Annotated in this window: 24 protein-coding genes; 11 read left to right on the plus strand and 13 right to left on the minus strand. The window is 36.4% G+C overall.

Annotated features, from left to right (window positions below; all coding sequences use genetic code 11):
* Nucleotides 1-43 precede the first annotated feature (43 nt).
* Together EV200_RS09005 and EV200_RS09010 are read right to left on the minus strand one after the other, a co-directional pair.
* Entirely contained in the window at nt 44-367 is a 324-nt protein-coding gene (locus EV200_RS09005) for a heavy metal-binding domain-containing protein (protein ID WP_132531322.1), read from the minus strand.
* Nucleotides 368-462: 95 nt separating this feature from the next.
* Entirely contained in the window at nt 463-984 is a 522-nt protein-coding gene (locus EV200_RS09010; RefSeq protein ID WP_165877898.1) for a 5' nucleotidase, NT5C type, read from the minus strand.
* A 144-nt stretch (nt 985-1,128) separates the two neighbouring features.
* Between EV200_RS09010 and EV200_RS09015 the strand changes: the two genes are divergently transcribed.
* Together EV200_RS09015 and rimM are read left to right on the plus strand one after the other, a co-directional pair.
* On the plus strand, nt 1,129-1,689 hold the full coding sequence (locus EV200_RS09015) for a 30S ribosomal protein S16 (RefSeq protein WP_132531325.1): 561 nt from the start codon (nt 1,129-1,131) through the stop codon (nt 1,687-1,689).
* 160 nt (nt 1,690-1,849) lie between these two features.
* Nucleotides 1,850-2,377: a ribosome maturation factor RimM gene (gene rimM / locus EV200_RS09020; protein ID WP_132531328.1), complete on the plus strand. Its 528-nt coding sequence runs from the start codon at nt 1,850-1,852 to the stop codon at nt 2,375-2,377.
* On the opposite strand, the gene EV200_RS22190 is transcribed toward rimM, so the two are convergent.
* Nucleotides 2,374-2,706, minus strand: a complete 333-nt coding sequence (locus EV200_RS22190) for a type II toxin-antitoxin system RelE/ParE family toxin (protein WP_132531331.1) — start codon at nt 2,704-2,706, stop codon at nt 2,374-2,376. The two genes, rimM and EV200_RS22190, sit on opposite strands and share 4 nt — an antisense overlap.
* Entirely contained in the window at nt 2,679-2,846 is a 168-nt protein-coding gene (locus EV200_RS21750) for a hypothetical protein (protein ID WP_165877899.1), read from the minus strand. Before EV200_RS21750 ends, EV200_RS22190 begins: the two co-directional genes overlap by 28 nt.
* A gap of 53 nt (nt 2,847-2,899) precedes the next feature.
* Here EV200_RS21750 and trmD point away from each other — a divergent pair, with 53 nt between their 5' ends.
* The 3 genes from trmD (at nt 2,900) to EV200_RS09040 (ending at nt 5,363) form a co-directional block, all read left to right on the plus strand.
* Complete coding sequence (gene trmD, locus EV200_RS09030) at nt 2,900-3,574, plus strand: tRNA (guanosine(37)-N1)-methyltransferase TrmD (protein WP_132531334.1); 675 nt, start codon at nt 2,900-2,902, stop codon at nt 3,572-3,574.
* Nucleotides 3,575-3,711: 137 nt separating this feature from the next.
* Nucleotides 3,712-4,059: a 50S ribosomal protein L19 gene (gene rplS / locus EV200_RS09035; protein WP_025141628.1), complete on the plus strand. Its 348-nt coding sequence runs from the start codon at nt 3,712-3,714 to the stop codon at nt 4,057-4,059.
* A 128-nt stretch (nt 4,060-4,187) separates the two neighbouring features.
* Nucleotides 4,188-5,363 (plus strand): mechanosensitive ion channel family protein, encoded by a 1,176-nt coding sequence (locus EV200_RS09040; protein ID WP_132531337.1) that lies wholly within the window; start codon nt 4,188-4,190, stop codon nt 5,361-5,363.
* A gap of 178 nt (nt 5,364-5,541) precedes the next feature.
* Here the strand turns inward: EV200_RS09040 and EV200_RS09045 are convergent, their stop codons facing one another.
* The 3 genes from EV200_RS09045 to EV200_RS09055 all read right to left on the minus strand — a co-directional run bounded on the left by EV200_RS09045 (nt 5,542) and on the right by EV200_RS09055 (nt 9,004).
* On the minus strand, nt 5,542-6,201 hold the full coding sequence (locus EV200_RS09045; RefSeq protein WP_132531340.1) for a phosphatidylserine decarboxylase family protein: 660 nt from the start codon (nt 6,199-6,201) through the stop codon (nt 5,542-5,544).
* Nucleotides 6,202-6,255: 54 nt separating this feature from the next.
* The gene (gene hpt, locus EV200_RS09050) at nt 6,256-6,798 is read right to left on the minus strand and encodes a hypoxanthine phosphoribosyltransferase (protein ID WP_132531343.1); all 543 of its coding nucleotides are present in this window, start codon (nt 6,796-6,798) and stop codon (nt 6,256-6,258) included.
* A 61-nt stretch (nt 6,799-6,859) separates the two neighbouring features.
* Nucleotides 6,860-9,004, minus strand: coding sequence for a transglycosylase domain-containing protein (locus EV200_RS09055; RefSeq protein WP_132531346.1), 2,145 nt, complete (start codon nt 9,002-9,004; stop codon nt 6,860-6,862).
* Nucleotides 9,005-9,135: 131 nt separating this feature from the next.
* Here EV200_RS09055 and EV200_RS09060 point away from each other — a divergent pair, with 131 nt between their 5' ends.
* The 3 genes from EV200_RS09060 to EV200_RS09070 are packed head-to-tail and all read left to right on the plus strand — an operon-like array spanning nt 9,136 to nt 11,183.
* Nucleotides 9,136-10,212 (plus strand): Mrp/NBP35 family ATP-binding protein, encoded by a 1,077-nt coding sequence (locus EV200_RS09060; RefSeq protein ID WP_132531349.1) that lies wholly within the window; start codon nt 9,136-9,138, stop codon nt 10,210-10,212.
* Nucleotides 10,213-10,246: 34 nt separating this feature from the next.
* Nucleotides 10,247-10,492 (plus strand): NifU family protein, encoded by a 246-nt coding sequence (locus EV200_RS09065; RefSeq protein ID WP_132531352.1) that lies wholly within the window; start codon nt 10,247-10,249, stop codon nt 10,490-10,492.
* A gap of 52 nt (nt 10,493-10,544) precedes the next feature.
* Entirely contained in the window at nt 10,545-11,183 is a 639-nt protein-coding gene (locus EV200_RS09070) for a peptidase associated/transthyretin-like domain-containing protein (protein ID WP_132531355.1), read from the plus strand.
* 187 nt (nt 11,184-11,370) lie between these two features.
* On the opposite strand, the gene def is transcribed toward EV200_RS09070, so the two are convergent.
* The 4 genes from def to EV200_RS09090 all read right to left on the minus strand — a co-directional run bounded on the left by def (nt 11,371) and on the right by EV200_RS09090 (nt 15,961).
* Nucleotides 11,371-11,934, minus strand: coding sequence for a peptide deformylase (gene def, locus EV200_RS09075; RefSeq protein ID WP_132531358.1), 564 nt, complete (start codon nt 11,932-11,934; stop codon nt 11,371-11,373).
* 75 nt (nt 11,935-12,009) lie between these two features.
* Entirely contained in the window at nt 12,010-13,242 is a 1,233-nt protein-coding gene (locus EV200_RS09080) for a M16 family metallopeptidase (protein ID WP_132531361.1), read from the minus strand.
* Between the two features lie 26 nt (nt 13,243-13,268).
* Nucleotides 13,269-13,721 carry a hypothetical protein gene (locus tag EV200_RS09085; protein WP_132531364.1) on the minus strand — a complete coding sequence of 151 codons (453 nt, stop codon included), beginning with the start codon at nt 13,719-13,721 and terminating at the stop codon, nt 13,269-13,271.
* 89 nt (nt 13,722-13,810) lie between these two features.
* On the minus strand, nt 13,811-15,961 hold the full coding sequence (locus EV200_RS09090; RefSeq protein ID WP_132531367.1) for a S9 family peptidase: 2,151 nt from the start codon (nt 15,959-15,961) through the stop codon (nt 13,811-13,813).
* Between the two features lie 216 nt (nt 15,962-16,177).
* Here EV200_RS09090 and proB point away from each other — a divergent pair, with 216 nt between their 5' ends.
* Both proB and EV200_RS09100 read left to right on the plus strand, forming a co-directional pair.
* Complete coding sequence (proB, locus tag EV200_RS09095) at nt 16,178-17,257, plus strand: glutamate 5-kinase (protein ID WP_132531370.1); 1,080 nt, start codon at nt 16,178-16,180, stop codon at nt 17,255-17,257.
* A gap of 249 nt (nt 17,258-17,506) precedes the next feature.
* Complete coding sequence (locus tag EV200_RS09100) at nt 17,507-18,754, plus strand: glutamate-5-semialdehyde dehydrogenase (RefSeq protein WP_132531373.1); 1,248 nt, start codon at nt 17,507-17,509, stop codon at nt 18,752-18,754.
* A 185-nt stretch (nt 18,755-18,939) separates the two neighbouring features.
* On the opposite strand, the gene EV200_RS09105 is transcribed toward EV200_RS09100, so the two are convergent.
* Nucleotides 18,940-20,322: an MBL fold metallo-hydrolase RNA specificity domain-containing protein gene (locus EV200_RS09105; protein WP_132531376.1), complete on the minus strand. Its 1,383-nt coding sequence runs from the start codon at nt 20,320-20,322 to the stop codon at nt 18,940-18,942.
* A 281-nt stretch (nt 20,323-20,603) separates the two neighbouring features.
* Here EV200_RS09105 and EV200_RS09110 point away from each other — a divergent pair, with 281 nt between their 5' ends.
* A complete protein-coding gene (locus EV200_RS09110; RefSeq protein ID WP_029281497.1) occupies nt 20,604-20,855 on the plus strand; it encodes a hypothetical protein in 252 nt (83 codons plus the stop codon).
* A gap of 61 nt (nt 20,856-20,916) precedes the next feature.
* On the opposite strand, the gene EV200_RS09115 is transcribed toward EV200_RS09110, so the two are convergent.
* Nucleotides 20,917-21,594, minus strand: a complete 678-nt coding sequence (locus EV200_RS09115; protein ID WP_132531379.1) for a type 1 glutamine amidotransferase domain-containing protein — start codon at nt 21,592-21,594, stop codon at nt 20,917-20,919.
* Nucleotides 21,595-21,644: the final 50 nt, after the last annotated feature.

Here is a 21,644-nt window from a genome sequence, read left to right on the forward strand (position 1 = left end):
GAAAGACTTTCTGTTTTTGCTTAGTTTCGCTATAAGCAATTTCTTAATCTTCTAAAATAACAGCTGTACCATTCGCACTCACCATTAACATACTTCCGCCGCTGCCCACTGTTTCGTAATCTAAATCTACACCAATAATGGCGTTTGCGCCCAAAGCGGCAGCATATTGTTGCATTTCATTCACGGCGGTATCTTTCCCTTCACGCAAAACCCGCTCATAAGAGCTTGATCTTCCTCCAACAATATCTGTAATACCTGCAAATAAATCTTTGAAAATATTTGCGCCGATTATGGTTTCACCTGTAACCAGACCAATATATTTAATAATTTTTCTGCCCTCAACTGTAGGCGTTGTAGTTACTAACATAACTTGATTTTTTAATATTAGAATATTTTACTGGTAAAATGTTACACATACTTACACGAATTCTGGTTATTCAGTTCCACAGTAAAAATTTTCTATTAAAGAAGTAGGCCCGCCACTTCTTCCCAAGTATTTACACGTTCATATTCAGTAATCAATAAATTATGTGGTGAAGTAAATAATAATGGCCGACCAGGAAAATTAACAAAGTTCTTAGTACGGTCATCAATGATGATATCAGCACTCACAATTTTATTTCCGCAGAACATAATGTGTTGCCAATCAATAAATGAAAAATGTTCTGTCAGCCAGTCATACTTATCTACTAGAGAATTTCTAAATTCCATAGCTGCAGAAACAATATAAACATCATATTTTTCTTGCAGTGCTTTGATTACACGCTGACTATCTTCAATCACCTCTAAATCACGAAAAAAGCCAGGTTCATTAATATACTCAAACCATTTCTGGTTCACCTCTTCAGGAACATGATGGAAAATTTCGTTTCCGGCATCGATTTTCAAATCCAGTGGAACATTATAATCCCGGTTATATAGTTTAATAAATTTGCCAACAGCATCAGCAATTACTTCATCCATGTCAATCGCAATTTTTTCCATATAGTATGTGCAAATATTTTGAGCCAAATCTCCTGAAAATAAAGATATTAAACTATGTTTTTAATTTACAGTATTTTAGTTATCTTTGCAGCCCCGCAGTATGTAGCTCCGGGAACTATGTTGAATACATAAATACGAAAAGAAATGGCAACTAAAATCAGATTGCAAAGATTCGGTAAAAAAGGAAAGCCTTTTTTCCATGTTGTGGTAGCAGATTCTCGCTCTCCACGTGATGGTAAATTCATTGAGCGTTTAGGTTCTTATAACCCAAACACCAATCCTGCTACTATCGAAATTAACTTCGAAAAAACTTTAGCTTGGGTTAACAGTGGTGCACAACCAACTGATACAGCTCGTGCTATTCTATCTTACAAAGGCGTTTTATACAAAAAACACTTAGAAGGTGGTGTTAAAAAAGGTGCTTTAACACAAGAACAAGCTGACGAAAAATTCACTGCTTGGGTTGATGCTAAAGCTGGTAAAATCTCTGGTAAAACAGAAGGTTTAGCTACTTCTAAAGCAGATGTGCGTAAAGCAGCATTAGCAGCAGAAGCTAAGAAAAAAGAAGACAGAGCAGCAGCAATTGCCGCTAAAAATGCACCAGTTGCAGAAGAAGTTGTTGAAGAAGAAGTTCCGGCTGTTGAAGCTGAAGCTACTGAAGAAGCACCTGCAGCAGAAGCAACTAAAGAAGAAGGAGCAGAATAATTTTAATTATTTTGATTCAAAAAATAGCGTTCCGAATTTCGGAACGCTATTTTTATATAAAAGAGACTTTAAATTATACAGCTCGTCATGCTGAATTTATTTCAGCATCTATTTATTGAGGTCCTGAATCAAGTTCAGGATGACGATGAGGATAGGCGATATGAAACACGAAGAAGCATTTTACGTAGGTTACGTAACAAAAACAAGAGGTTTAAAAGGAGAAGTACAAATATTTTTCGAATTTGATGAATACGAACAGCTTGAATTTGATATTGTTTTTGCCGATATGAATGGTAAGCTTGTGCCCTACTTTGTTGCGGAATCGAAATTGCAAGCGAATAAAACTGGTTATTTTAATTTTGATGATGTTGATCACATAGATAAAGCGCAGCCTTTATTAAAGAAAAAATTATACCTACCGTTAAGTCAAAAACCGGAGCGTGACGAGAGTGAGTTTTTCTATACCGACCTGAAAGGCTTCATGGCTATTGATGAAACAATGGGCAAACTTGGCGAAATTTTAGAAGTAAACGAATATCCACAGCAATTCGTAGCAACAGTTATGTATCAGGAAACTGAAATCCTTTTCCCTTTGAACGAAGATTTTATTTTTGAAATTGATGATGAAGGAAAAATTCTCAAATTGGATTTACCTGATGGCCTGCTGGATATTTATCTTGTAAATTAAATTTTAATTTTCTTAGACGCTTTAATTGTCGTTGGTTTTCTGCTTCCGTGTAAGGCATTTAAAACTTCGATCCGCTTCGGGGTAATTCTATAGATTATTAAATAGTTGCCGTGGATAATATTCCTGTAGATATGCGTTTTTGTCGGGAGAAAATTACATTCTGAATGTACAAAGTATTCTTCAGATAGCTTATAAATACGATTATATAATTCATCTATAAAAATCGTAGCGGCATTATATGCGAATGTTTCGATTCCATATTCATAAATTTTCTCTAAACTTTCAATCGCAATATTGCTAATTACAACTTCTCGTGTTTTAATTTCCATCCCAAAATCTTCTTTTTTAACTCTTCCATGGAATGAAAAGTGCCATTTTCAGCTTTCCTAATCACTTCTTCCATTTCTTGTTGAGTCATTGGATTTCCGGGGATGGCTAAATTTTTATTATCGGATTTCAATTTGCCCATAATCAAATATAAATAATTTTATTATTATTTGGATATTGCCCTACCTTTGCGCCATGCGTTTCGATATTATCACTGTTTTGCCAGCTCTATTAGAAAGTCCATTTGCTCATTCGATTTTACAACGGGCCCAGAAAAAAGGCATTGCCGAAATTGTTGTGCATAATTTGAGGGATTATTCTACCAGTAAACAAAAGAGTGTAGATGATTATCAATATGGTGGCGGAAGTGGGATGGTAATGAGTATCGAACCTTTTGCGGCCTGTATTGAAAAACTCAAAGCCGAACGGGAATATGATGAGATTATCTTCATGAGCCCAGATGGCGTGACACTTAATCAGAGCACGGCTAACGAACTTTCAATTAAAAAGAACATCATTATTCTTTGTGGTCATTATAAGGGGATAGATCAGCGCATTCGGGATATTTTCGTTACGCGTGAGATCTCTGTTGGCGATTACGTGTTGAGTGGTGGAGAATTACCAGCTGCTATTGTAGTAGATGCGGTTGTACGATTAATTCCGGGGGTTTTAAATGATGAAACCTCTGCCCTCTCCGATAGCTTTCAAGGCGAGCTTTTAGATGCACCCGTTTACACCCGTCCAGCAGATTGGCGGGGACATAAAGTGCCTGATGTTTTATTAAGCGGACATGAGGCCAAAGTGAATGAATGGCGGCATGAACAAGCGTTGGAGCGAACCAGACTACGTCGTCCTGACCTTTTGGAATAGAAGAGTTTACATAGGCTTAATGTGGATTCCTAAAAGATTGTGGAAAAAATAAAATTAGTTTTTTTAATTGAAAAAAAATCCCTAATATTGCAATCCGAATTTCACGGGTTGAAATATCGATTTAATAGCTTAAAATCATGGATTTAGTAAAATTTGTTGAAGAGCAGGCCATCGCGAAAAAAGATTTTCCTGCGTTCAAGTCTGGGGATACAGTGAGCGTACACTATAAAATTCGCGAAGGTAATAAAGAACGTATTCAAATTTACCAAGGTGTTGTAATTCAACGTAACAGTGCTGGTGCTAACGAAACTTTCACAGTTCGTAAAATGAGCAATAGTATTGGTGTAGAGCGTATTTTCCCTATCAATTCTCCTAATATTGAGAAGGTAGAAGTAAATAGCTATGGTAAGGTTCGTAGAGCGAAATTGTTCTATTTACGTGCTTTAACTGGTAAAGCTGCTCGTATCAAATCTTTGAGAAAATAATACTCTTTATTATAAGATATAGCCTTCACGATTAATTTCGTGGAGGTTTTTTTGTTTACGGTATTCTTTTAACAACAAGGTTAAATGAATAAAGATTAATGACCCTTGGATGGGTTAAATTTGTAAATATGTTAGATGCTGCCTTTTTCGATCAGGTGTTTTGGGGTAATACAGTAAAAGCTTATTGCCTTTTTGGTGCGATTCTTTTTTTTGGGATCATCTTAAAAAGAATCATTTCAAAGCTTTTAAGTAAGCTTTTGTTTATGCTCTTCAAGAATTTTTCACAGCAATCACATGATGATGCTTTTGTGGCGCTACTGATCAAACCCATTTCATTACTGATTCAATTAACTACACTTTATCTGGCCATTAACCAATTGAATCATCCACTTGAAGTGGCCATATTTCATTATAGAAAGCTCGTAGGAAAAGTTAAAATCGCTGTGCCAGTAAGTTTAGGTGACTGTATTGACCGGATTTTTCTTTTTCTGATTATTCTTTCCGTATTCTGGATTATTTTAAGGATTATCGATTTCATTAGCCATGTATTATTGTACAAAGCCTCATTAACCAGTAATAAATCAGATGATCAATTGGTTCCCTTTCTCAAAGAATTATTTAAAACACTGGTTATTTTTATTGGCTTTTTTACCCTTCTAGGTTTCGTTTTTGAAGTTAATGTATTAACGCTGATTACTGGTTTAGGAATTGGTGGTATAGCCATTGCCTTGGCTGCAAAAGAAAGTCTGGAAAACCTGATCGGATCGTTTACCATTTTTCTGGATAAGCCATTCGTGGTGGGTGATTTGGTCAAAGTTGATGGTGTAGAAGGAACGGTAGAAAAAGTTGGCTTCAGAAGTACCAGAATCCGCACATCTGAACGTACAATGGCAACCATCCCTAACCGAGGCATGATTGATGGTGTTTTGGAAAACCTTTCCCTCCGAAACTCCCGAAAGGTGTCTTTTATTATCGGTCTTACCTATGAAACCACTTCAGAGTCACTACGAAAAATCATTACAGAAATTGAAAGTTATATCAACAATCACATTGGTACAAGTGATGATGGTAATGCCTCATTCAAGAGCTTTGGTGATTCTGGTTTGAATATCGAAGTGAATTATTTTGTAACCGTATTAAACTATAGTGATTTCCTTAAAATAAGACAAGAAATTAACCTGGTTATTATGGATATCGTAATCAATAACAAATCTGATTTTGCATACCCTACCCAGCGTTTGATCAGTGATCGCCCTGTCGCTTCTGATGTAGAAAAGGAAGTTGGTAATGATGCTATAGATTAATTTGCTTGGGGCGATCGTCATGCTGAATTTATTTCAGCATCTTTTCTGTAGGCCAGACCCTGAAATGAATTCAGGGTGACGACAGAGAAATATAAACCACCGCTCAAATATTTTGTAATAAACAAAGAAGCCGACTTAGCATAAACTAAATCGGCTTTTCTTATATCTCTTATATGCCTTAACTTAATGTTGCTAAGGTGGTTATACCACCTTTTACTACCTGGTTAAGTTCAACATTCACTTTGGTTCCAACAGGTAAGAAAACATCCACTCTTGATCCGAATTTAATAAAACCGAATTGCTCCGTTTGTACCACCTGGTCTCCTTCTTTTACATACCAAACAATTCTACGGGCCAAAGCGCCTGCAATTTGGCGGAATAAAACAGAGGTGCCATTTTTATGTTCAACTACAGTAGTAGTGCGTTCGTTTTCTGTAGATGATTTGGGGTTCCAAGCCGCTAAGTATTTTCCTGGATGATATTTAAAAAACTTCACTACACCTGAAATAGGATTCCGGTTGATGTGTACGTTTACAGGCGACATAAAAATCGACACTTGTAGCCTTTTATCTTTAAAATATTCTCCTTCTTCAGTCTCTTCAATCACCACAACTTTTCCATCTGCAGGGCAAATCACCAGGTTTTCACCATTAGAAAAACTCCGGCTTGGGTTGCGGAAAAATTGAAGCACAATCAAAAATAATGCTGCTGAGAAAATATAGATAAACCATCGCAACAACGTGATGTTGTAGTATTTATAATCAACAACGGCATTGATCACGAAAATGAGTAAAATGGTTATGGCTATTGTGGTATAACCTTCCTTATGTATGGTCATCTTGTTAAAATTATTGGGCAAAGGTGCGAAAAATAAATTAATCCAATTTAAAAATTATGCCTCAGTTGCTCTATAGATGTCTATCAGGTTTCTTCCCAAGCCGTTATAATCTAATCCGTAACCTACAACAAATTCATTAGGAATTTCAAAACCAACATAGGCTAAATCCTCAATTTCATATTTTAAAGCGCTTGGTTTAAGTAAAAGAGAAGCCACTTTAACTGATGCAGGATTTTTCTCTTTTATCATTTTAAGAATGTGTGTAAGCGTTAAACCCGTATCTACAATATCTTCAACTACAATAATATCTCTGTCTTTAATATTGGCTGGTAAGCCAATTAATTCTTTTACCTGACCAGAACTGGAAGTACCTTCATAAGATGCTACACGCATAAATGCCACCTCACATGGGATATTAACTTCTTTGATAAGATCGGCCATAAATAAAAAACTTCCATTTAGTACTCCAATAAATAACGGACACTTGTTTTCATAATCCACATTCATTTGAATGCCCATTAAACGAATTCTTTTATTGATGGTATCATTCTCTAAAAAGATTTCGAATTCTTTATCCTCTACCTGTATTTTGTGCATTCTTTTGTTGTAATGTTTAATGTTGTAAAGTTGGACTATTCATTTGCCAACTGAGAACTATTTAAAGTTCATTTTCCTGTTCTTTCTCTCGCCTTCGCTGTTCTCTCCGCTCTTGCCTCAACTGTTTTTTGGTTTTTGTAGTGTCTGCTTGCTTCACCGTAGACGTGTCACTTTTACTGCCACCAAAAATACGATCGAAAAGGTTTTTGTTGTTATCCTGCATGATTACCGGCGGCATTCCTTCATCATCACCATCAAATGCTGAGGTATCCACAGCTGAAGTATCTGGCGCCAAATACTGACGTAAACCTTCTCTTAAACGAACATTATAAAATCCGTAACCAGAAGTATCCGCAGGCGTTAAACCTCGTCTGGCCATAATGTTTCCCATAAATCTAAAATAGTTAAACATATAAGGTTTCAGACCACCACCAGCCATAAATTTGTACATTGCTGCTTTTGGTTTAGGTACAATACTGGCTAGAAATAATCCATCACCAATGGTTAAATCGGCAGGTTGTTTTCCAAAATAATATCTTGATGCCTCCCCAATTCCGTAGATGTTTTTGCCTAACTCCATAATGTTGAAATATACTTCCAGCATCCTGTTTTTGCTCACCAGGTGATTGTGTTCAATTAACCAGACGATTAATATTTCTTCCGCTTTTCGGGCCAGTGTTTTCTGTCGGCTGAGGTAAACGTTTTTAACCAGCTGCATGCTGATGGTACTTCCGCCTCTCTTAAATTTCTTTTCCTTATAATTTACAGCAATTGACTTCCGGATTGATTCTTCAACAAAACCATTGTGGGTAAAGAAGGAAGGGTCTTCTGCTGTAAGCACAGCGTTGATAAAGTTTTTTGAAATCTGATTTAATGGCGTAAAATTATGGTTAGAAGGGCCGATTGTGATATCTCGCATCGGTTTACCATATTCATAAGGTGTATAAATAAAAGGGTTATTAATTTTTTGAAGATCGGTTTTTCCCCATTTCGTAATTTTAAAATCAACAGGTGTTAATGTTGAATTAAAGCGAACACTATCCGGGATTTTAGTGTCCAGATAAAAATTAAGACTGTATTTTACTTTCCCCTGAACTTTTAAGCCTTCAAGAGACTCAAATAAACCTTGAGGAAAAGCATTCAGAACAGCTTGTGCATCCTGTTCAGGAGCATTTAGTTTAAGTTCGTAAATTTTGTTTTTCCCTAGGGTGTATTTAATAAAGGGATGTATTTCTGCGTTTTTTAAATAAGCTGTAGAGCTGCTATCTAAAGCAACGTAGTTTGGGCCGACTAAAATATCAGCATCTAATTTTGCACTTTGAACGATAATATCATTGGAAGCAATTCTCGGCTGGTTGATCAGCATATTCTTAACAGACCATGAACCAGATATTTTGTAGTCATTACCACTGTATTTTGCATTTTTAAGCTCTGTTTGAAGGGTGTCAAAACTCAGCTTGGCATGAAGCTTATTGTTGAGGTAAGGCAATTCCAGCTTTTTTCCATCCGCATAAGCCGTGAAGCTTAATTCTTTACTGCCTGGGTTCACATAACCATCCACATGCCAGGTAGATTCTCCATTGTTAACATTAATTGTTGACTTTAAATCGCCACCATCAATTACTGCAACCGTGGCAAAACTAAGCTGAGCTGTATCGTGATCATTAAACTTAAAAATCATGTTTTTCACATCCATGTCATCAGGAATTTTATATAAAACCTGATTAAGAATGTTATTTGCAATTTCTGACAGATTGGATTTACCTTTATTCTCTGTACTGTCCTTTTTCTTCCTTTTTAAGATAAAATCGATGTTCGTAGTAGAATCTTTTAAGACTACGCTAACAAAGCCATCTCTCATTTCCACCTCAGATAGTTTAACATTTCCAAAGATTAGTGGAAACAGTTTCACGCCGATGCTCAGTTCTCCAATGTTGGAAAGGGTATCCCGTTCTTTGGGAACTACAGAAATAGCGGTCATTTTTACGGTGCTCAAACCTGTAAATCCGGCAGAGCCGATCTTCACTTCCAATCCGTAATCTTTATCGGCCTTAGCTATTGCTTTAGCCACCATTTTCTTTAACAAGGCCTCTCGCTTAGAATAGGCAACAGCACCCAATGAGATACAAACAATTAAAAAAACACCCAAAACCCAGGCTCCGATTTTTAAATATTTTTTGGGGATCTTGATTTTTGGTATTTGCATATAGTCGTAAAAATGGTTAATTTCTTAAACGTAACAATTAAATGTTTATTTCGTGTTAAAATTACAGTTTAAAAGCCTAAATAAAAGTATATGTAGCGATGTTTTGTTAATTTTGAATTTAAATTAATACAATGCAAATTAGCCCGCAACAAGTTTTAGATGCACTTAAGAATGTAGAAGATCCTGATCTTAAAAGAGATTTGGTAACCTTAAACATGATTAAGGATTTAAAAATAAGTGATCAGCATATAAGTTTTACCTTAGAGCTTACTACACCGGCCTGCCCGATGAAGGAAATGCTTAAAAACGCATGTAACAATGCCATTAAACACTTTGTGTCAGCAACTGCTGAAATAAGCATTAATGTCACTTCCAGGGTTACTCAGCCTGTAAATTCATCTTCATTGGATAACATCAAAAATATTATTTTGGTTTCGTCAGGTAAAGGTGGCGTAGGTAAGTCTACGGTATCAAGTAATCTTGCTGTGGTACTGGCTAGGGATGGTGCCAAAGTAGGTTTAATAGATGCTGATATTTATGGACCATCGGTGCCAACTATGTTTGATTTGGTTGATGCAAAACCTGGTGCAGAAGAAACGGCAGATGGAAAAACCAAAATTATTCCGATTGAAAAATATGGAATTAAAATCTTATCGTTGGGTTTCTTTGCAGATCCCGGTCAGCCGGTGCCGTGGCGCGGTCCGATGGCTTCAAATGCAGTAAAGCAATTGTTTAACGATACCAATTGGGGCGAACTAGACTATTTAATTGTGGATCTTCCACCGGGAACCGGAGATATTCACATTACCATTACGCAAAGTTTCCCAATATCTGGCGCTGTTGTGGTCACCACGCCTCAGCAAGTTGCGCTTGCAGATACACATAAGGGCCTTGCAATGTTTAAAATGCCTGGAATTAATATTCCAATATTAGGCGTAGTGGAAAACATGTCTTATTTTACGCCTGAAGAATTACCTGAAAATAAATATTACATCTTCGGTAAAGGTGGCGGAACTAAACTTGCAGAGCGATTTGATGTGCCATTTTTAGGCGAAATTCCAATTATCCAGAGCATTTCTGAAGCTGGAGATAATGGCAAACCAGTGGCGTTAAACCAAAATCCTTTGTTGGATGTGATATTTGGAAATATAGCAAGTAAAATTGCGCAGCAAATATCCATTAACAATGCACAAATGGTGAATTGCTAAAAAATTACTATTTTTATATTTTAAAAAACCAATAATGAATTTAACAGAACAAGTAGAACAGGCATTAGAAACTATCAGGCCATATTTAAAGGCTGATGGAGGGGATGTTTCTGTTGAAGAAATTACAGCTGATGGTACAGTAAAGCTTAAGTTATTAGGCAACTGTGGTTCTTGCCCAATGAGTTTCATGACCATGAAATCGGGTATTGAACAAGCCATTATGAAAGCTGTACCTCAAATCACTTCAGTAGTTGCCGTGAACATGGCAGAGCAAGCTTAGCTTTAACAATATTTAACAAGGAAGTTTTATTATTAAAATTACTTTTGTCTCAATGAGATATTGTGTTACCTTAATTTGCTTATTTTTTTCCTTTGCTACTTTTGCACAACAAAAGCCGGCCAGGGAAAAGCTTATCCAATTTTCAGGAATTATTACAGATATCGATAGCTCAAATGTAATCCCTTACGTAACCATTACTAACCTCTCTGCGAACAGCAAACGTGTTGCTGCAGATTACCGTGGTTATTTTACCTTTATTGTTAATCCTGGCGATACCATTTTATTTACGGCAATTGGCTACAAAAAATTCTCTACTGTAATACCAGAAGGTACGCCAGACAGTAAGTATACGATTATGGTTAAGTTGAAATCTAACGTAATTGATTTACCTTCTGTTCGGGTTTTTCCATGGGCAACAACAGAAGAGTTTACTCGTGAATTTTTATCCCTGAAATTGGCTGATGATGATATGGCAATTGCCAAAAAGAATCTTTCCCGTTCATCGATAGATGGTTTGATTCAGACTTTACCTCGTGATGGGCAAGAAATTGGCAGTCAGAATTACCGATATAACTTCGATAGGATGGTTAATAAAAATATGGTGCAAACCAATCCTTTATTAAATCCTTTTGCCTGGGGTAAATTAATGCAGCAGATTTTTGACGGCGATAAGAAGCGAAGTGAGAATTAAGTCTTTAGTCTGGAGTTAAGAGTCTTGAGTCCTTGGCGTCAAATCGAAAAATCGTCATTGCTTGGAAGCTTTTTCAGCTGACGAATCAATCTGTTTTGCGATTGAGATTACTTCGTGCCCCTCAATGACGAAATGAATAAAAAAAGGGAAAACGTTTCCATTTTCCCTCTAAAATTTCATTTAAAATCTATCTTTTTTTGCTCTTATTCAAAAACTTCATTTTATAATCTGTTTGAATGTTTCCTTTTGAAATGGCATCCAGCTTGCTTTTCAACATGGTTTTACGCAGCACACTTATTTTATCAGTAAATAGCTTGCCTTCAATGTGATCATATTCATGCTGAATGACACGCGCTGGCATGCCATCTACATCATCGGTATGCTCTACAAAGTTTTCATCCAGATAAGTAATCTTAATATTTGGTTTGCGTAAAACGTTTTCACGAATATCAGGAATGCTTAAACAGCCTTCATTAAACATCCAGGCTTCGCCGGTTTCTTCCAGAATTTTTGCATTGATGAATACCTTTTTATAACCTGGAGTTCCATCTTCTTCATCTTCACCGATATCAACAATAAATAAACGGATTGGTAAGCCAATTTGTGGTGCAGCCAAACCAACACCATTTGCATAATACATGGTGTCGAACATGTTACTGATCAACTTTTCTAATTCCGGATAATCTTTATCAATTTCGGTTCCAACCTTTTTTAAAACTGGGTCTCCGTAGGCAACTATAGGTAATTTCATTATGTAATATCTATTATTATGTCGCAATGACGAAAAAATCAAGCATTGCAAAGGCATTTTTTACAAAAATAACAATTATTCTGCTATTGGTGAGAAAGTAAAAATGTTAAGCTTTTCTATATTTAAAACCTCATCAACGATTTCTGCAACCTGCTTGGTACTTACCGCATTTATTTTCTTAAAAACCGTTTCAAGCGAATCAATTTTATCATGATCAATTAAGCTTTTTGCCATTGAGATTATTAATCCAATTCTGTTTTCTTCTCCTAAAGCAATCTGACCAATAAATTTGTTTTTAGCTTTTTGTATTTGAAGATCATTTAACGGCTTTTCTCTTAATTTTTTAATTTCTTTAAAAATCAGGGATAAAGCTTTTTCTTGTTTTTCTATATCAGTTCCGAAATAAATGGAAAAAATTCCTGTATCACTAAGTGGTGAAAAATTTGATTCAATGGTATAGGCAATGCCGTATTTCTCTCTGATTTGCAAATTTAATACAGAACTCATTCCATTACCACCAAAATAATTATTTAGCAGCATTAATCCGACCTTTTTTTCCTGGTAAGTTGAATAAGTTTGCGTTCCTAAAATGCAATGTGACTGCATAATGGGTTTGTAAATCGTTGTCGTTACTGGCTTTAAAATGGCTGGCTTTGCCCGGTGTTTAGCTGGTGTATTTTCTTCAACATCCGCAAAGTATTTAATCCCTTTTTTAACCACGCTGTTTAAGCTATAGTTTCCAATCACTGCCACTACGATTTCATTGGTGCGGTAATTAGCCTTTCTAAAAGCAATCACATCTTCTTTGGTAAAATTTTGAACGGAATCAGTGGTACCCAGGATATTATTACCTAGCGGATGCCCGGCAAAAAGCATATCTTCAAAATCATCATTGATTGCTTCTTCAGGTTGGTCTAAATAAGAGGCGATTTCATCTAAAATTACACTCTTCTCTTTATCCATTTCTTCTTCCGGGAAAGTAGAATGAAAAATAATATCATTAAAAAGATCTAATGTTCGGTCTAAATAAGGTTTTAAAAACGAAGCGTGAACGCAAGTGTACTCTTTAGTTGTATAGGCATTTAAATCAGCCCCTACGCTTTCCAGTCGATTTAAAATCTGATTGGTGCTGCGTTTCTTTGTACGTTTAAAAATTAAATGTTCAATAAAATGCGCTAAGCCAGCTTTATGTTCAGCTTCATCTCGGGAGCCAGTATTGATAATGATGCAGGCATGCGAAATGGCTGAAGCCGATGGTACGTGCAACAAGCGAATGCCATTGGGTAAGGTGTGAACATTGTATTCCATTGACCGGCAAAGATAGGGCTAATTGATTACAATGTTTCTGTATCAGGATATTGCAATTGTAAAGTGGATATCAATTTATCTTTGGTAGGCCGGTTGCGAATGAGGAAAATTAAGTTCACTGCAGCGAAAATTAAAAAGAAGGCATTTTGTGATACAAATGTACCTACAAGATTAAAAAGTGCACCTCCTTCTAATAATGCTGAACTTAAAATAAAAGCCGTTTGATATTGATTTATTTTTGAATCGACAGTGGCTGCCTGATCTATTTTTGTAATTAAGTTTTTGAACGCAATGATGCTCACCGAGAGCGAAATTAATCCTACAATTGGAAATATGGGGTTGAAAGGTGCAGTATTCGCTGGATTGGCATCAAAATACAATTGATTTCTGTTAATTAAAATAGTTATAATAGCAAACAGGAAGACAAAAAAGCATAAGACCAGGTGAATAATTTGAAGAGGTTTTAATTTAGAATTCATTAGGGAGTTTTTTACTATATATGAAAAGTATAAGTTGAGCGAGCGAAAGAACAATTCGTTTTCCAGCTCACTCAACATTGATATTATAATTACTTCGTAATCCCTTCTAATTTAAAGAAGAAAGCATATCCCAGCGCTTCTTCTTTTAAATAATCGAAACGGCCAGATGCACCACCATGTCCAAATTCCATATTGGTTTTAAGGAACAATACATTTTGATCTGTTTTCATTGTTCGCAATTTGGCCACCCATTTTGCGGGTTCAAAATACTGTACCTGGCTATCATGCAAGCCCGTAGTTACCAGCATATTTGGATAGGCCTTTTTCTCTACGTTTTCGTAAGGGGAATAACTTTTCATGTAATCATAAGCATCTTTTTTCTTTGGATTTCCCCATTCATCAAACTCATTCGTGGTTAATGGAATGCTTTCATCCAGCATCGTATTGACTACATCTACAAAAGGAACATCAGCAATTACACCATTCCATAAGTCTGGTGCCATATTTACAACAGCGCCCATCAATAAGCCTCCTGCACTTCCTCCATTGGCATACAAATGACCCTTTGAAGTATATTTTTGATCAATTAGATACTCACCTGCGGCAATAAAATCAGTAAAAGTGTTTTTCTTTTTCATTAATTTACCGTCCTCATACCATTGGCGACCCATTTCTTGTCCGCCGCGAATGTTCGCAATTGCGAAAACAAAACCACGATCTAAAAGGCTCAAGCGAACGGAAGAAAAATAGACATCAGAATTTGCGCCATATGAGCCATAGCCATAAAGCAGCAAAGGTGATTGACCATTCTTTTCGAAACCTTTTTTGTATACCAAAGCAACAGGAATTTTAGTGCCATCTTTTGCGGTTGCAAAAATGCGTTCTGTTACATAATCTTTAGGATTGTAACCACCCAGAACCTCTTGCTGTTTCATCAGTTTCTGATCCTTTTTCTCCAAATCATAATCATATACTGAACTTGGTGTAGTTAAAGAGGTGTAAGAATAACGTAGGGTTTTACTATTGTATTCAGGGTTAGCGCCAACGCCAGCATCATAAGCCGGTTCATCAAACTTAATGTAATAATCGCCACCATCTTTCTTCAAAATACGCAATTCTGTTAAACCATTTTTACGTTCAGATAGAACGGTATAATCTTTGAATTCTTCTGCACTTTCTAACAATACATCAGCACGATGTGGAATAACTTCCTTCCAGTTTTCTTTTTCTGTTTTATCCAACGGACATTCCATCAGTCTGAAGTTCTTAGCCTTCCAGTTTGTAAGGATTAAAAACTTTCCATCAACAGGCATTACATCATATAAAACATCTTTAGAGCGGGCAGCAAAAACTTTAAAATCAGCTTCTGGATGGTCAGCGTCAATCATTTTATATTCTGAGGTCAAGGTACCCTGTGAGGCTACAAAAATGTATTTGCCATTTTTAGACTTGCCTATACCAATATAATTGGTATTGTCTTTCTCATCATAAACTACCACATCCGCTTTTTCATCAGTACCGAGCGTGTGTTTTTTAATTTTTTCGCTTAATAAGGTGACAGGATTTTTCGAAGTATAAAACAACGTTTTATTGTCGTTTGCCCAAGCACCCGGACCTTCGGTATTGGTGATCGCATCTTTATAAATTTCGCCGGTTTCCAGATTTTTTACCTGAATGGTATATTGCCTGCGGGAAACCTTGTCTACTCCATAAGCCAGCAATTTATTATCCGGACTGATTTTAAAACCCGTTGCACTGAAATAAGCATGTCCTTTCGCCATTTCATCAACATCTAAAAGCACTTCTTCAGGAGCAGATAAACTCCCCTTTTTTCTGCAGTATTTAAAGTATTGTTTGCCATCTTCTGTACGTGAATAATAGAAATATCCATTCCTGAAAACGGGCACGGATTCATCTTTTTCCTTAATCCTCGCTTTCATTTCTTTAAACAAATCAGCCTGGAAGGCATCTGTACTTTTCATCATCTCATCCAGATATTGATTTTCGGCTTTTAGATAATTTACCACTTTCGTACTATCCGGTCCTTTTTTAAAGTAATCAATCATCCAGTAATAATTATCTACTACTGTATCGCCGTGAATTATTCTTTTGTGCGGAATAATTTCCGCCATAGGTGCCTTTACATCAGGCCATTTTATAGGTTCCATTTCTTTCTTTTGCGGGTGATTACATGCTGAAATTGCACTGAGCAAGATCAGGGATGGTAAAATACGTTTCATGTTTGGTTCAAGATTAGGTGAATGCAATTTAATGAAATAGTTTATAGTTTAATGGTCATTGCTTCATAAGTAGCGAGAAGGTTATTTGACACTCTTTAAACGGATTCAAGAAAACTGATAATTGCCATTTTAGCAAAAGTTGATCTTGCAGGGGTATAATTACCTGAATTAAAAAAAATGATATTAAATTGCCACCATAAACTGCTTTAAATCATCATGAAATTAGGGTATAAAAAAATAGTTGTCAAAGTAGGATCGAATGTAATTACACAAGCGAATGGATTACCCGATGAAGCGAGAATCAATCATCTTGTTAACCAACTGGCAGAAATCAAGCAGCAGGGTATAGAAGTTATTCTGGTTTCTTCAGGAGCTGTTGCAGCTGGCAGAAGTTTAATTAAAGTTTCAGAAAAGCAAGACGCGATTACTACAAGACAATTATTAGCTGCCATTGGTCAGGTAAAGTTGATTAATACTTATTCTAATTTCTTTGCTGCACATCAAATAAAGTGTGCTCAGGTTTTGGTAACGAAAGAAGATTTTCGCGATCGGGCGCATTACCTAAATATGAAAAACTGTATGCAAATTTTGCTGCAGAATGATGTTATTCCTGTTGTTAATGAAAATGATGTGGTTTCGGTAACCGAATTAATGTTTACAGATAATGATGAACTGGCGGGTTTAATTGCTTCAATGTTAAATGCGGATGCCTTGATTATCCTGTCGAATGTGGATGGGATTTATGATGGTGATCCTAAAATGGAAGGGTCACAGGTTATTGAAGAGATTTCTGGAACAGTTTCGAATCTGGCTTCCTTTATTCAAACCGGAAAATCACAATTTGGGAGAGGTGGAATGATTACCAAATCAACAATGGCACAAAAGGTAGCTAAGCTTGGGATTACCGTTCATATTGCCAATGGAACAAAAGATGATGTGCTTATTTCTTTGCTTGATCAGAAATTGATTCACACCAGATTCGTGCCTGAAAAAAGTAAATCGGGCAAGAAAAAGTGGATTGCACACTCAGAAACTGCTGCAACTGGAATTGTAAGATTAAACGATGGCGCAAAAACTGTTCTGACATCTGGCAAGGCGACAAGCTTATTACCTGTTGGAATTATAGAGATTCAAACTGACTTTTTAAAAGGAGATATTATTAAAATTGTAGATGAACAGAATCAGCTAATTGGTTTAGGGATTGCAGAATATGGTTCGGACAAAGCGAGAGAAAGAATCGGGCTTAAGAAGCAAAAAGCGCTGGTACATTATGATTATTTTTATTCGGTGATATAAAATTAACCGCAAAGAGAAGGCGCAAAGAAAGAAGAGTAAATACCTCTTGTGTAAAAATGAAGAAAAAGATTAACCGAGCGCACGGAGAAAGGCACCGAGCACCACAGAGCTTATAGTAAAACCTGTTTACCCTCTGTGAAAACTCAGTGTTCTCAGTGATAAAAAATACAAACTGATAAAATCTTAATGCGATCGCTATATTCTGCGCCCAGTCTTGATACTAAATACTTATTACTGAATACTCAAAACATGAACTACTCAACATACTTCGAAAACACCAAGAAAGCAACCAGAAACCTCATTAATCTGTCAAAAGAAAAAGTAAATGCGGTTCTTTCTGACTTAGCAGAGGCTTTGATCGAAAATACAGCAGGCATCCTCCATGAGAACGAAAAAGATTTGGCGAAAATGCCTGTTGATGATCCTAAATATGACCGACTTAAACTAACAGCACAACGGATTTTAGATATAGCCAGCGACATTAAAAGTGTGGCGAATCTGGTTAGTCCATTGAATGAAGTTTTGTCAGAGAAAACTTTAGATAACGGTTTAAATTTAAAAAAGATCCGTGTTCCACTAGGTGTTGTTGGCGTGATCTATGAAGCACGCCCGAACGTTACTGCTGATGTTTTCTCATTGTGCTTTAAAACTGGAAATGTTGCTGTTTTGAAAGGTGGAAGTGATGCTGAATATTCGAACCTATCTATTGTAAAAGTGATTCAGGAAGTGTTAAAAAAGCATGAAATTAACCCTGATGTGCTTACCTTACTGCCTGCAGAGAGGACTGCAACTGAGGCTTTGCTGAATGCCCGAGGTTTTGTGGATGTATTAATTCCGCGTGGTAGTCAGTCGCTAATTAATTATGTAAGAGAAAATAGTAAAATCCCAGTTATTGAAACGGGTGCTGGTATTGTACATACCTATTTTGATGAATCTGGAGATTTAGAAAAAGGCAAAGCGATTATTTTTAATGCTAAAACCAGAAGGGTGAGTGTTTGCAATGCACTGGATTGCGTGTTGATTCATCAAAGTAGATTGAATGATTTGACAGCACTTTTAATGCCATTGGCTGAAAGACAAGTGGAGCTTTTTGCAGATGAAATAGGTTATGAGATTCTAAAATCTTCTTATCCATCAAACTTGCTAAACCAGGCTACGGAAGATCATTTCGGAACAGAATTTCTTGCTTTAAAAATGGCTGTTAAAGTTGTGGAAGATTTTGATGAAGCGATCAATCACATTGCAGATTATAGTTCTAAACATAGCGAAGCTATTATTTCTGAAGATGCGGAAAATATTACAAATTTCTTAAATCTGGTGGATGCAGCTGCGGTTTATGCAAATGCTTCTACAGGCTTTACTGATGGCGCTCAATTCGGATTAGGGGCAGAAATTGGCATTAGTACTCAAAAACTACATGCTCGCGGCCCAATGGGTTTAGAAGAATTAACCAGTTATAAATGGGTGGTTAGAGGTGATGGACAGATAAGGGGATAAAGCCCCCACCCAACCCTCCCCGGAGGGGAGAGCTAATAGTATACAAAGTTTTAGCTAAAGAGGTAGGTATTAGGTTAACGACGACTAATTTTGAGTTACAGCAACGAACAAGTTTATATGCCCACTAAGAAACCTAAACTTTTGCCTTAAAGTCCTCCATTCAGGGGAGGATTTAGGAGGGGCTATTAAATTTCAAATACCTCTCCTCTTTCAGGTGCTACTACATCAAAACCATCTTCCTGCAAAGCAGCTGATAGGCTTTTCAAACTGTTATCTTCACCATGCACAAGAAAAACTTTTTTCGGCTGACCAGTTTGCTTCACTGTCCGCATGAGATCATCGTGGTCACCGTGTCCACTGAGCAAATCTGTTTGGCGAATAGTAGCATAAACCATCATTTCACGGTCTTTAATCCTCACAATGGGTGCGCCACTTAAGAGTTTATAACCAAGGGTACCTTTTGCGCAATAGCCAATAAAAAGAATGGTACAGTAATAATTCTGAATATTGTAATACAAGTGATCCTGAATACGCCCACCTTCTAACATCCCTGCGGATGAAATGATGATGCAAGGGTCAAAATAATTAGAAACATCCTTGCTTTCCTTCATGTTTTGAACGTAAGCTAAATGCTCAAATTCAAATTCATCACCCATGGTTTTATAAAAATCTTTTGCTTCCTGATTTACCAGGTTATGGTGTTTCCGGTAAACATCTGTTGCCAATATAGCCATGGGGCTATCAACAAAAATCTGAACTGGCGGCAATAATTTCTTAGTGAAAATTTGATTTAATGCAAATACAAGCGACTGTGTTCTTCCAATGCTAAATGCAGGAATAATTAATCTGCCTGGGGTTTTAATGCAAGCTTCTTCAATTTCTTTTATCAATCTTTCTTCCAGTGTTTGGTCTTTGGTATGATAACGGCCTCCATAGGTGGCTTCGCAAACAAAATAGTCTACAGCTGGTATAGGGTCTGGTTTTACTAAAACCGGATAATGTTCCCGGCCAATATCACCTGAAAATGCAATGCGCTTTTCTTCACCATGATCATTTATGGTTAAAACCGCAGCAGCTGCACCTAATAAGTGTCCCACAGGGATAAATGTTAGGCTGATATCACCATTAATTTTGAAAGGCTTATTAAAGGCAATGGTTACAAAACGGTCAATGGTATCCATCACATGTTTGTGCAAATACAATGGTTTCGGTCCACTAAAATTACCACGTTTAGTGCGTGGTTTTCTACTTTGTTTACGTAAAAAAAGCTCTACAGAATCAAACAATAATATCGAAGTTAAATCGGCTGTTGGAGGTGTACAAAGCACCTGGCCATCGAAACCCAGGCGTACAAGCGTTGGTAAATTACCAGAATGGTCAATGTGTGCATGGGTTAAAATAACAAGGTTGATACTGGCAGGGTCAAAAGGAAATTGTTGGTTTTCTTCCTGGTAAGTTTCCTTTTCATAATCCAATCCGCAATCTATCAATATTTTATAATGCCCAACTTCCAGCAGGTGCATACTTCCTGTTACCTGTTGCGCCGCGCCCCAAAACGTTAACTTCATCTTCTAATCTTTCGGTAAATTGTTTGTTGTAAAGTAATACAAATGACGGGATTTTTATGCAGTGAGATGTAATTTTTTAATTATTAGGAACATTCACATTCTCTTTCAATCGTTTTGAACACCTCTTTCCAAAAGAAAATAGACATTAACTACTCTTCCTCAGCATGGACTATACTATATTGGATTAGTTCGTTTCTCCGTACTAAATGTTCAAACTTTTCATTTAAAAATGATTATGCTTAAGCAGATTTATGATTTATCTTTATCGAAAATAATCAGCGATGCAAGAACCATTTGATATAGAAATAGGCCCAGTAAATTATTCTGTTTTTCCTGAAGGAAACGATTCATATACCATTTTTAAAGATGGAAGAGAATATATTCAGATTCAAAAAGATACCTCTTCCATTTGGTTGAAAATGGATTATAAAACGGAGCTTCCAATTTTTGAGGAAGATGAAGAGGTAAATGCAATTGGGCAGGCTATAGAAAAATATGTGCCGGAAGAAGATGATGAAGAAGAAGAATTATAAAAGCCTTTAATAACTCTACTGGTTTCTAAATCAGCAACCAGTAGAGTAGATATTTTAACTATTAAATCATTTTTAATAACTCTTCAGCTACTTTCTCTGATGAGGCTGGATTCTGCCCAGTTATCAATAAACCATCTACAACAGCATAAGGATTCCAGTCTCCTATTTTAGAATAAATTCCGCCGTTTTTAACCAACATATCTTCTACCAGGAATGGCACCACATTGGTTAATTCAACACCTTCTTCTTCAGTATTGGTAAAGCCAGTTACTTTTTTACCTTTAACCAAATATTCACCATTCACTTTTACATCTTTTAATACGCCAGGCGCATGACATACAAAAGCAACAGGTTTATTTGCGGTATAAAAATCAACAATTAACTTTTGAGAAGTTGCATTTTCTGCCAGATCCCAAAGCGGACCATGGCCACCCGGATAAAATACAGCATCGTAATCCTCCATTTTCACTTCATCTAATGGAATAGTGTTTTTTAATTTATCTAAAAGGACAGAATCATTATCCATTCTTTTAGTGTTATCAGTCTGAAAAGAAGGTTCTTCACTTTTAGGGTCAATTGGTGGCTGACCACCTTTTGTAGAAGCCAATACGATTTCTACATCCTTATCTGCCAATGCATAATATGGAGCAGCCAATTCTTCTGACCAAAAACCTGTTTTTTTACCTGTATTTCCTAATTCGTCGTGACTCGTAAGCACGAATAAAACTTTTTTATTCATATCATTAATGTTTAATGTTATTCAAATTTAGGGCTAAGTTTTTCACTGAC

The organism is Pedobacter psychrotolerans (assembly GCF_004340665.1).
GTDB lineage: Bacteria > Bacteroidota > Bacteroidia > Sphingobacteriales > Sphingobacteriaceae > Pedobacter > Pedobacter psychrotolerans.